At 73.0% G+C, this 12619-nt stretch carries 2 protein-coding genes; one reads left to right on the forward strand and one right to left on the reverse strand.

The genetic code is table 11. The features are described from left to right. Positions 1-144 precede the first annotated feature (144 nt). On the reverse strand, positions 145-1224 hold the full coding sequence (locus tag ACZ6NC_RS21335; protein WP_465734987.1) for a MupA/Atu3671 family FMN-dependent luciferase-like monooxygenase: 1080 nt from the start codon (positions 1222-1224) through the stop codon (positions 145-147). Positions 1225-1488: 264 nt separating this feature from the next. On the opposite strand from ACZ6NC_RS21335, the gene ACZ6NC_RS21340 reads away from it, so the two are divergent. Then, entirely contained in the window at positions 1489-12486 is a 10998-nt protein-coding gene (locus ACZ6NC_RS21340) for an amino acid adenylation domain-containing protein (RefSeq protein ID WP_465734989.1), read from the forward strand. Positions 12487-12619 lie beyond the last annotated feature (133 nt).

A 12619-nucleotide genomic window follows, 5' to 3' on the forward strand; every position in this document is an offset into this window, starting at 1 on the left:
CGTAACCCACTCGCCAGCGGGGGGTGCTGGCAGGGAACAAGGAACAAACCCCCCCGAAAAAACCCGCCCCCCCCCCCCCCCCCCTCCGCTCCCCCGGGCCTCGGCTTTCGGCCGGGCCCTCCGTCGGGAGCGCCCGGCCGTCGGTCAGCCGCCCTCGTGCGAACGCCAGGTGCGGTGCAGCTGCGCGAGATCGTCGAAGCCGGCCAGAACCTCGTCGGTCGCCACACCGAAGTCGACGAGGCAGGCCACCTCGTCCACGCCCGCGTCCTTCAGCCGCTTGAGCGTCGCCACGCAGTCGTCGACGGTGCCGAACATGCCGCTCGTCTCGAAGTAACGGTCGAACGCCTGGGCGACCAGGAACCGGCGGTCCTCCTCGTTCATGCTCTTCAGTTCCCGGGTCAGGACGGCGCCGTCGGCGCCGACCGCCTCGGCGGCCTTGATCAGGAGGTCGAAGGAGCTGGCCAGGTAGCGGGAGAACGGCTCGCGCACCGTCTCCCGGACGGCCTCGCGGTCGGTGCCGACGAAGGTGTGCAGCATCACGGCGACATGGCCGCGGCCCTTCCCGGCGCCCTGGTGCTCGCGGTACGCGCCCCGGTACTCCTCGATCCGCTGTGCGAGCACGTCGAGCTCCTGGCCGAGCAGATGGGTGAGCACTCCCAGCCCGTGCCGGCCGGCCAGGGTGAAGGTAGCCGGGGTGCCGCCGCTGGTGAGCCACACCGGCAGCTCGGTCTGGACGGGCGGCGGGAACATGGTCAGGTCGACGGTCTCACCCGCTCCGTCGAGCAGCTGCACCGACTCCCGTCGCCACAGTCGCCGGACCGTGTCGATCATCTCGATCAGTCCGGTCTTGCGGTCGGCGTAGTTCTCCGGCCGGAGCGCGAAGTCCGCGGCGTGCCACCCCGACGCGAACGCCACCCCGGCGCGTCCGTTGGACAGGTTGTCGACCACCGACCACTCCTCGGCGATTCGCATCGGGTGGTGCAGCGGCGCCACGACGCTTCCGGCGCGCACGGCGACCCGCTTGGTCGCCGCCGCCACCGCGGCACCCGTCACGGCGGGGTTCGGGTAGAGGCCGCCGAAGGCGTGGAAGTGCCGCTCCGGCGTCCACACCGCTGCGAACCCGTTGTCGTCGGCGAACCGGGCGCCCTCCATCAACAGCCGGTAGCGGTCGCGCTCACGGCCCTCGGCGTCGTTGTTGGCGAAATAGAAGAGGCTGAAATCCATCTGTGGCTCCGGTTCCTGTTCGCGACATACCTGACGTTCGATCAGAGCACGGTGCCCCGGTCCGGCGCAGCGGCAGTGCGAAGGTTTCGAATCGCCGGTACCGGCGGTCCGATTCGCCGAACGAGGTTGCAGAACGAGGTTTTTGAAGCGCCGTTGTCCGAGCCCGGAACCGGGCGCGAGAGTGGCACACGCGGCCGGTGGCGAACCACGGCCGGCTGCCGACAGGACCGGTTCGGTTTCGGAGCGAGAGTGGAGAATTCCTCAATGACACCAGCAGCCATCGACGACGTCCTGCCGCTGTGGCCGTTGCAGGAGGGCATGCTCTTCCACGCCCTTTACGGGGAGCAGAAGCTCGATGTCTACGTTGCTCAGATCCTCGTCGACCTCGACGGTGTGCTGGACGCCGGAGCGATGCGCGACTCGGTCGCCGCCCTGCTGAGGAGGCACCCGAACCTGAGGGCCGGCTTTCGCTACGAGAAGCTGAGCCGTCCGGTCCAGGTCATCCCACGGGAAGTGGACGTCCCCTGGCGAGAGTTCGATCTGACCGGCCTCGACGAGGCCGGTCAGCGACGGGAGCTGGAGCGACTCGCCGCCGAGGACGCCGCCCACCGCTTCGACCTGACGTCCGGACCGCTGCTGCGCTTCACCCTGGTGAGGCTGGGTGAGCGCACCAACCGGCTGATGTTCAACTCCCACCACATCCTGCTGGACGGCTGGTCCACCGCCCGGCTCATGTACGAGCTGTTCGAGATCTACCACCGCCGTGGTGACGCCTCGGGCCTGCCGCCGGTGACGTCGTACCGCGACTGCCTGGCATGGCTGGGCCGCCAGGACCGGGAGGCCGCCGAGAGCGCCTGGCGCACGCTGCTCGCCGAGGTCGAGGAACCCACGCTGATCGCTCCCGTGGACCCGGGGGCGCAGGTCGCCCCCGCCGAGCGGGTGATCACCATGCCGCAGGACCTGGCCGTACGGGTGCGGGAGGCCGCGCGAGCCAACGACCTGACCTTGAGCACCGTGTTCCAGGGCTGCTGGGCCCTCCTGCTCGGTCGGCTGACCGGCCGCGACGACGTGGTGTTCGGCTCCACCGTCTCCATCCGGCCGGCCGAGCTGGCTGGCGCGGAGCAGATGGTCGGCCTGTTCATCAACTCGGTGCCGGTCCGCGCGTCGATCCGTCCGGAGCAGAGCCTGCTGTCGCTGCTGACCGGGATGCAGCGCCAGGCGGTCGGGATGATCCGGCATCACCACCTGAGCCTGCCGGACATCCAGCGCGCGGCCGGCATGGGCAACCTGTTCGACACGCTCACCGTCACCGAGAACTACCCGATGGGCGGCGAGGACCTGCCGGAGCTGCCGGGCGACCTCAAGCTGACCGCCGCCACCGGCACCGACGCCAACCACTACCCGCTGAGCATCGCGGCCCTGCCCGGTGAGCAGCTGCGGCTGCACTTCGGCTACCGCCAGGAGCTCTTCACCACGGCCGACATCGAGGCACTCGGCGAGGGATTCCGCCGCCTGTTCGAGGCCTTCGCGGATGACCCGGAGCAGTTGGTCGGCCGACTGCCCGTGCTCGCCGACGCCGACCGAGACCGGATGATCGCCCTCGGGCTGCCCGACCGTCCGCTGCCGGCCGGCGACACCGTCCCGGAGCTCTTCGCCGAACGGGTCCGCCGCACCCCGGAGGCCACGGCCCTGGTCTACGAGGACCTCACGCTGTCGTACGCCGAACTGGACCGCCGCGCCAACCGGCTGGCCCGGACGCTGATCGCGCGCGGCGCCGGCCCGGAGCGAGTGGTGGCCCTGGCCCTGGAGCGGTCGCCCGACCTCGTCGTCGCCATGCTGGCGGCACTGAAGGCGGGCGCGGCCTACCTGCCGGTCGACACCTCGTACCCGGCCGACCGCATCGCGTACCTGCTCACCGACTCCGACCCGGCCCTGGTCCTGGCCACCACCGCTTCGGCGGCGGTGATTCCCGAGGTGTGCACCGCCCCGCGCGTCCTGCTGGACGACGCCGCCACCGTGAGCGAGACCGACGACCGGCCGGATACCGACGTGCGGTCCGACGAGCGGCTCGCCCCGCTGACGCCGCAGAACCCGGCCTACGTCATCTACACCTCGGGCTCCACCGGCCGGCCCAAGGGCGTGGTGGTGACGCACACCGGCATCTCCGGCCTCGTCTCCACCAGCGGTGAACGCTTCGGCGTCGGCACCGGCAGCAGGCTGCTGCAGTTCGCCTCGCCGAGCTTCGACGCCGCCGTCTGGGAGACCTACACCGCGTTGCTGAACGGCGCGGCCCTGGTGCTCGCCCCCGCCCCGCGGCTGCAGCCCGGCCGTGCCCTGGTCGAGCTGGTCGCCGAGCATCAGGTCACCCATGCCCTCATCTCGCCCGCCGCCCTGGCCGTACTCGGCCCTGACGACCTGCCCTCGCTGCGGCTGCTCGTGGTCGGTGGCGAGGCGTCGTCGCCCGAACTGGTGGAGGCGTGGTCCGGCGGCCGGACCATGGTGAACGCCTACGGTCCGACCGAGAGCACGGTGGCCGTGACCTTCAGCGAGCCGCTGTCGGGTGCGCAGACGCCGCCGCTCGGCAGGGCTCTGGGCACCGCCCGGCTGCGGGTGCTGGACGGCTCGCTGCGACCGGTGCCGACCGGTGTCACGGGCGAGCTCTACGTGTCCGGCCCCAGCGTGGCGCGCGGCTACCTGAACCGCCCCGGCACGACCGCCGAGCGCTTCGTCGCGGACCCTTTCTCCGCCGACGGCGCCCGGATGTACCGCACCGGTGACCTGGTGCGCTGGAACACCGACGGCGACCGTGCCGTTCTGGAGTTCGCCGGTCGCGCCGATGACCAGGTGAAGATCCGCGGCTTCCGCATCGAGCTGGGCGAGATCGAGTCGGCGCTCAGCGCGCACGAGGAGATCGACCGCGCCGTCGTCGTCGTCCGCGAGCCCACCCCGGGCGACAAGCGCCTGGTCGCCTACCTGGTTCCGGTGGCCGGGGCCCAGGTGCCCAAGCCGACCGCGCTGCGCGAGCACGTGGGAGCCACCCTGCCCGAGTACATGGTGCCCTCCGCCTTCGTCGCACTGGACGGCCTGCCGCTCACCCCGAACGGCAAGCTCGACCGCAAGGCGTTGCCCGACCCCGGGGATTCCGCCGACCCGGCCGGTCGCGCCCCGCGCACCCCGCAGGAGGAGATCCTCTGCGCGCTCTTCGCCGAGCTGCTCGGCGTGCCCACCATCGGTGTCGACGACAACTACTTCGACCTCGGCGGGCACTCCCTGCTGGCCACCCGGCTGGTCACCCGCACCCGCGCCGTGTTCGGCGTCGAACTCTCCCTCCGGGCCGTGTTCGAGGCACCGACGCCGGCCGGGATCGCCCGTCGGCTGGGGCGGATCGCGACCGACCGGCCCGCCCTGGAGGCCGGGCCGCGCCCCGAGCGCGTGCCGCTGTCCTTCGCCCAGCGCCGGCTCTGGTTCCTCGACCGTTTCGAGGGCCCCAAGCCGGTCTACAACGTGCCGCTCACCGTCCGGCTCACCGGGGACCTGGACCTGGAGGCGCTCCGGGAGGCGTTCCAGGACGTCATCGCGCGGCACGAGAGCCTGCGGACGGTCTTTCCCGGCGTGGACGGAGACCCGTACCAGCACGTGCTGACACCGGAGGAAGCCGCGCTCGACCTGACCCTCGTGGACCTCGCCGGTGCCGACCCCGCACGGGTGAGCGAGGCGCTCGACGCCGAGTCGGCGATCGGCTTCCGGCTGGCCGAGGACATCCCGCTGCGCGTGCGGATCTTCCGTACCGCGCCCGGCACGCACGTCCTGCTCGTGGTGATGCACCACATCGTCGGCGACGGCTGGTCGCTGGGCGTCCTCGGGCGCGACCTCTCGGCCGCCTACGCCGCCCGCCTGGACGGCGGTGCCGCGCCGCAGTGGAGCCCGCTGCCCGTGCAGTACGCGGACTACACCCTGTGGCAGCAGCGTGCCCTGGGCGAGGAGACGGACGAGGACAGCGCGATCGCCCGCCAGCTGGCCTTCTGGTCGACCGCCCTGGCAGGAGTCCCGGACGAGCTCAACCTGCCGGTGGACCGGCCGCGCCCGGCGGTGGCGAGCTACGCCGGTTCCACGGTCAGGTTCCACGTGGACGAGGAGCTGCACAGGAAGCTGCTCACCATCGCCCGTACGTCTCAGGCCAGCCTCTTCATGGTGCTCCAGGCCGGCCTCTCCGTCCTGCTGTCGCGCTCCGGCGCCGGCGACGACATCCCGGTCGGCACCCCGATCGCGGGCCGTACCGACGATGCCGTCGACGACCTCATCGGCTTCTTCCTCAACACGCTCGTGCTGCGCACCGACACCTCCGGCAACCCCACGTTCCGCGAGCTGGTGCAGCGCGTACGGGAGACGGACCTGGCGGCGTACGCCAACCAGGACGTGCCGTTCGAGCGCCTGGTCGAACAGCTCAAGCCCGAGCGCTCGCTGGCCCGGCACCCGCTCTTCCAGGTGATGTTCACCGTCCAGAACAACCAGCAGGCCGAACTCGCCCTCCCCGGCCTGCGGGTCGACCCCCACGAGCACTTCGCCGACGGCGCGAAGTTCGACCTGTTCGTCGGCCTGATGGAACAGCGCACGGCTGACGGCTCGACGGACGGCCTGACCGGGTGGATCGAGTACAGCACCGACCTGTTCGACCGCGAGACGGCGCAGAGTCTCGCCGACCGGCTGGTCAGGGTGCTCACCGCCGTCGCCGACGACCCGAAGCAGCCCATCGGCGCGCTCGACCTGCTCGACCCGGTCGAGCGGCACCGCCTGGTCGTCGGCCACAACGCGACCGGGCACCGGCCGGACGACGCCCTCCTGCCGGAGCTGTTCGAGCGTCAGGCGCGCACCCTGCCCGCCACCCCGGCCGTCGTCCACGGCGGGGTCGAGCTCTCCTACGCCGACCTCAACGGCCGGGCGAACCGGCTGGCCCGCCTGCTGATCGGCCGTGGCATCGGCCCCGAGTCCGTCGTCGGCATCGCGCTGCCCCGCTCGGCACAGCTGCTCGTCGCGGTGGTGGCCGTGCTCAAGACCGGCGCGGCCTACCTGCCCATCGACCCGGAGTACCCGGCCGAGCGCATCTCCTTCATGCTCGCCGACGCGGCGCCCGAGGTGGTCCTGACCCGGGCCGGCGTCCTGCCCGACGGGCTGGACGCGCCCCTGCTGGATCTCGAAGCCCCCGACACCGCCGCCGCACTGGCCGGGCAGGCGGACACCGATCCCGAGGACGCCGAGCGCACCGCACCCCTGAGCGCCGACCACCCGGTCTACGTCATCTTCACCTCCGGCTCCACCGGCCGCCCCAAGGGCGTGGTGATGCCCGGCGCCGCGATGACCAACCTGATCGCCTGGCACCACGCCGAGGTCGGGGGCGCGCCCGGGGACCGCGTCGCGCAGTTCACCGCGATCAGCTTCGACGTCTCCGCCCAGGAGATCCTGTCGACCCTGCTCACCGGCAAGACCCTCGTCATCCCCGACGACGAGGTGCGCCGCGACGCGGCCGCCTTCGCCCGCTGGCTGGACGAGCACCGGATCAACGAGCTGTATGCCCCGAACCTGGTGGTGGACGCCGTCGTGGAGGCCGCGTCGGAGGGCGGCGTCGCACTGGACGGGCTGCGGATCGTGGCGCAGGCGGGCGAGGCGCTGGTACTCACCCCGCGGCTGCGCGAGTTCTGCGCCGCCCGGCCGTGGCTGCGGCTGCACAACCACTACGGCCCGACCGAGAGCCACGTCGTCACCGCCACGGCTCTGCCCGCCGACCCCGCGCGGTGGCCGGCCACAGCGCCGATCGGCACCCCGGTGTGGAACGACCGGGTGTACGTGCTCGACGAGCTGCTCGCACCGGTTCCCGAGGGCGTGGTCGGCGAGCTCTACCTGGCGGGCACGGGTCTGGCCCGCGGCTACCTGAACCGGCCCGGCCTGACCGCCGAGCGCTTCGTCGCCGACCCGTTCGGCCCGGCCGGCTCGCGGCTGTACCGCACCGGCGACCTCGTCCGCTGGACGAGGGACGGCCAACTCGCCTATCTCGGCCGGGCCGACCACCAGGTCAAGGTCCGCGGCTTCCGGATCGAGCTCGGCGAGATCGAGTCGGCGCTGCTCACCCACCCCGCCGTCGCGTCGGCGGCCGTACTCGCCCGCCAGGACCGCCCCGGAGTCCAGCAGCTGGCCGCCTACGTCGTGCCGGCGTCCGGTCGACCCGCCCCGGACGCCGCCGACCTGCGCAGGCACGTCGGCGCGACCCTGCCCGAGTACATGGTGCCGTCGGCGTTCGTCGCGCTGGACGCGCTGCCACTGACCCCGAACGGAAAGCTCGACCGCCGGGCCCTGCCCGCCCCGGTGCTGGACGCCGCCGGCCGGCGGGCGCCGTCCACACCGCGCGAGGCGGCCCTGTGCGGCCTGTTCGCCGAGGTGCTCGGTCTGCCCGAGGTCGGCGTCGACGACGACTTCTTCGACCTCGGCGGCCACTCGCTGCTCGCCACCCGGCTGACGAGCCGGATCCGGTCGAGCCTGGCGGTCGAGCTCAGCGTGCGCGACCTGTTCGAGTCGCCGACGCCGGCCGGCCTGGCCGGCCTGGTCGCCGAGGCCGGGAAGGCGAGGCGCGCGGTGACCGTGCGCGAGCGGCCGGAGGAGGTACCGCTCTCCTTCGCCCAGCGCCGGCAGTGGTTCCTCGACCGCCTCCAGGGCCGGAGCGGCAACTACAACCTCCCGGTCGCCGTGCGGCTGACCGGCCCGCTGGACCGCGCCGCGATGGCGGCCGCGGTGGCCGACGTCGCCGCCCGGCACGAGAGCCTGCGCACCGTGTTCCCGGAGGTCGCCGGCCGCCCGCGCCAGGTGGTGCTCGACGTCGCCCCCGAGCTCGCGGTCGTCGAGGTCACCGAGGACCGGCTGGAGGCGGCGCTCACCGAAGCCGCCGGGTACGGCATGGACATCTCCTGCGAGATCCCGCTGCGGGCCACGTTGTTCGCGCTCGGCGAGGACGACCACGTCCTGCTCCTCGTGGTGCACCACATCGCGGGCGACGGCTGGTCGATGGCACCGCTCAGCCGGGACCTCTCGGCCGCCTACGCGGCAAGGACCGAGGGCCGCGCGCCGGACTTCACCCCGCTGCCCGCGCAGTACATCGACTACACCCTGTGGCAGCACGAGGTGCTGGGCAGTGAGGACGACCCGGAGAGCATCATCGCCCGGCAGGCCGCGTACTGGCGCGGGACGCTGGCGGGCGCCCCGGAGGAGCTGCAGCTGCCGGGGGACCGCCGGCGCCCGTCGACGCCGAGCAACCGGGGCGGTGCGCTGTCCTTCCGGATCGAGCCCGCGCTGCACCGCGGCCTCGCCGACCTGGCCGGAGCCAACCGGGCCAGCCTCTTCATGGTCGTGCAGGCGGGCCTGGCCTCCCTGCTCTCCGGGCTCGGCGCGGGCACGGACATCCCGATCGGCACCGCGATCGCCGGCCGCACCGACGATGCCCTCGACGACCTCGTCGGCTACTTCATCAACACCCTGGTGCTGCGGACGGACGTCTCCGGCTCGCCGAGCTTCCGGCAGCTCCTGGACCGGGTGAGGGAGACCGACCTGGCCGCCTACGCCCACCAGGACCTGCCGTTCGAGCGGCTGGTCGAGCTGATCAACCCCGAGCGGTCGCTGGCCCACAACCCGCTGTTCCAGGTGGCGTTGAACCTGCTGAACAACGCCAAGCCGGTGCTCGAGCTGCCCGGAGTGACGGTGACCAGGCCCGAGTTCGGGCTCGACGTCGCCCGGATCGACCTGTCCTTCGACCTCACCGAGGCCCACGGCGCGGACGGCTCCCCGGCCGGCATCGACGGTGTCGTCCTCTACAACACCGACCTGTTCGAGCGGGAGACCGTCGAGCGGTTCGTCGACCGGCTGGCCCGGGTGTTCGCCGCCGCGATCGCCGACCCGGACCGGCCCGTCGACCGGCTCGACGTCCTGCTCCCAGGCGAGCGCGGCCGGGTCCTGGAGGACTGGAACGACTCGGCCCGCGACGTGCCGGCGGCGACCGTGCCGGAACTGTTCACCCGCTGGGTCGAGCGGACCCCCGCCGCCGCGGCGGTCCTGTTCGAGGAGGAGGAGCTGTCCTACGCCGAGTTGGATGCCCGGGCGGACCGGCTCGCACGCCTTCTGACGGCACGCGGAATCGGGTCCGAGACGATCGTGGCGGTGTCGCTGCCGCGCTCGACCGACCTGGTGGTGGCCATGCTCGCGGTCATGCGCGCGGGTGCGGCGTACCTGCCCGTCGACCCGGAGTACCCCGCGGAGCGCATCACCTACATGCTCCAGGACAGCGCACCGGCCCTGCTGTTGACGGTCGCCGGGATCGCAGACCGCCTGCCCGCGTCCGACGTCCCCCGGCTGCTGCTCGACACCGAACCGTCGGCCGGCCCCGCGGCGCCGACCGGCGGTGAGCCGAGCGCCCCGACGCCCGACAGCCCGGCGTACGTCATCTACACCTCGGGCTCCACCGGGCGGCCGAAGGGCGTCGTGGTCACCCACCGCGGTGTCGCCAGCCTGTCGGCGACCCAGATCGAGCGGTTCGAGGTCGGGCCGGACAGCCGCGTGCTGCAGTTCGCCTCACCCAGTTTCGATGCCGCCTTCTGGGAGCTGTGCATGGCGCTGCTGTCGGGCGCCGCGCTGGTGCTCGCCCCGGCCGGGAAGCTGGCCCCCGGCCCCGACCTCGTGGAGCTGCTGGCCCGGCGGCGAATCACGCACGCGACGATCCCGCCGGTGGCGCTGGCGGCGCTGCCCGACGACGGGCTGCCGGACGGTATGACGCTGGTCGTGGCGGGGGAGGCGACCTCGCCGGATCTGGTGGCCCGGTTCGCGCCGGGACGCCGGATGGTCAACGCCTACGGGCCGACCGAGACCACGGTCTGCGCGACCACCAGTGGTCCCCTCGCGGGTGCCGAGGTGCCGCCGATCGGCAGTCCGGTCATCAACACCCGGGTCTACGTGCTGGACGAGGCGCTGCGGCCGGTGCCGGCCGGGGTCGTCGGCGAGCTGTACGTCGGCGGGGCCGGCCTGGCCCGCGGCTACCTGAACCGGCCCGGCCTGACCGCCGAGCGCTTCGTCGCCGACCCGTTCGGCCCGGCCGGTTGCCGGCTGTACCGCACCGGTGACCTGGCCCACTGGGGTTCGGACGGCGAGCTTCGCTACGACGGCCGCGTCGACTCCCAGATCAAGATCCGGGGCTTCCGGGTCGAGCTGGGCGAGATCGAGTCCTGCCTCCTGGCCCGGCCCGAGGTCGGCCAGGCCGCGGTGCGGGTACGGGAGGACCAGCCGGGCCGACGGCAGCTGGTGGCCTACGTGGTGGCCGCGCACGGCGTCGACGTCGACCTCGCGGCCCTGCGCAAGCACGCCGACGAGTCCCTTCCGGACTACATGGTTCCGGCGGCCTTCGTCCCGCTGGCCGCCCTGCCGATGACCGTGAACGGGAAGCTCGACGAACGGGCCCTGCCCGCACCGGACTTCGCCGAGAAGGTGCGGGTGCAGGAGCCGCGCACCGAGGTGGAGCGGCTGCTCGCCGGGCTGTTCGCCGAGGTCCTCGGTCTGCCCGAGGTCGGTGTGAACGACAACTTCTTCCACATCGGCGGCGACAGCATCGTCTCCATCCAGCTCATCACCAGGGCACGCAAGGCCGGGCTGGTCCTCACCCCGCGGGACGTGTTCAAGCACCAGACGGTCGCCGCCCTCGCCGCCGTCGCCGGCCGGACGGCCCAGGCCGCGCCCGAGCTCCCGGACGCCGGCATCGGCGAGATCCCGGCGACCCCGATCGTGCGCTGGCTGCGCGACCGAGGCGGACCGGTGGACCGGTTCAACCAGGCGATGATGCTGCAGGCCCCGGCCGGGCTCGGCCGGCGGGAACTCGCCGACGCGCTGCAGGCGCTGCTGGACCGTCACGACGTCCTGCGCGCCGCGCTGAAGCGGACCGCGGACGAGTGGACGCTGGAGGTGCCGCCCCGCGGCACGGTGACCGCCGCCGAGCTGATCACGCGGGTCGACATCACGGGCCTCGACGACGCCGGGCGGCTGGCCGTACTCGCCGAACAGGGCGATGCGGCCCTGGGCAGGCTCGCTCCCGACGACGGCACCATGCTGCAGTTCGTCTGGTTCGACGCCGGTCCCGAGGAGCGCGGCAGGCTGCTGTTCGTGGCGCACCACCTGGTCGTCGACGGTGTGTCGTGGCGCATCCTGCTGCCGGACCTCGCGGCCGCATGGGAGGCCGTCCGAGCCGGGCGCGCACCGGAGTTGGAGGCGGTCGGCACCTCCCTGCGGCGGTGGTCGCAGGCGCTGGTGGAGGAGGCGGCGCGGCCCGAGCGGATCGCCGAGCTCTCCGGCTGGCGGCACCGGCTGGCCGGCGCCCCGGCCCCGCTGCCCCAGCTCGCGGTGGACCGGGACCGAGACCTCACCGCCACGCTGCGCACGATCACCCGATCGCTTCCGGCGGACGTCACCGGCGCGCTGCTCACCCGCCTGCCCGCGCTGTTCAACGCGTCGGTCAACGACGTGCTGCTGACCGGTCTGGCCCTCGCCGTCGCCGACTGGCGCCGCCGGCGGTTCGGCGGGGCCACCGAGGGCCTGCTGGTGTCGCTCGAGGGCCACGGCCGCGAGCAGATCGTCGAACAGGCCGAACTCAACCGCACTGTCGGCTGGTTCACCAGCATGTACCCCGTCCTGCTGGACCCGGGCCGAGTCGAGTGGGGCGAGGTCTGGAACGGGGGAGCGGCCCTCGGTGACGTTCTCGCGCGGGTCAAGGAGCAGCTGCGGGCGATACCGGACAACGGCATCGGTTACGGCCTGCTGCGCCACCTGAACCCGGACACCGAGCCGTCGCTGAGTGACCTGGCGGAGCCCCAGATCGGGTTCAACTACCTCGGACGGTTCGACACCTCGGCCGCGCCCGAGGCGGCGGACTGGGCCCTGGCTCCCGAGGTGGGCGCGATCGGCGGCGAGGACCCGGCGATGCCGGTGGCACGCGCCCTGGAGGTCACGGCGTCCGCCCAGGACCGGGCGGAGGGACCGGAGCTGTCGATCGTCTGGCAGTGGCCGGCCGCGCTGCTCGACGAGGCCGCCGTGAACGACCTCGCGGACTCCTGGTCGCGGGCCCTGCGCTCGCTGGCCCGGCACGCCGACAGTCCGCAGGCGGTCCGTCACACCCCGTCCGACATGGACCTGGTGGAGGTCAGCCAGGACGAGCTGGACGACCTGCTGGCCGAGCTGGACGACTGACCGTTCCGCCGGAATCCCGGCGGTACGCCCGGCGGAACCGGGTCGCGGCCCCAGGGGGCCCCGACCCGGTTCCGCCGTGAGAAAGGCCCGCCGAGGGCCATATGCGAGTTGTTTATGCAAACCCGGCACAGCA

The sequence above is a fragment of the Kitasatospora sp. NPDC041988 genome, from assembly GCF_055588525.1.

Coding starts and splice junctions, on each gene's coding strand:
- ACZ6NC_RS21340 (WP_465734989.1), top strand. CDS start 1,489: ATGACACCAGCAGCCATCGACGACGTCCTGCCGCTGTGGCCGTTGCAG.
- ACZ6NC_RS21335 (WP_465734987.1), bottom strand. CDS start 1,224: ATGGATTTCAGCCTCTTCTATTTCGCCAACAACGACGCCGAGGGCCGT.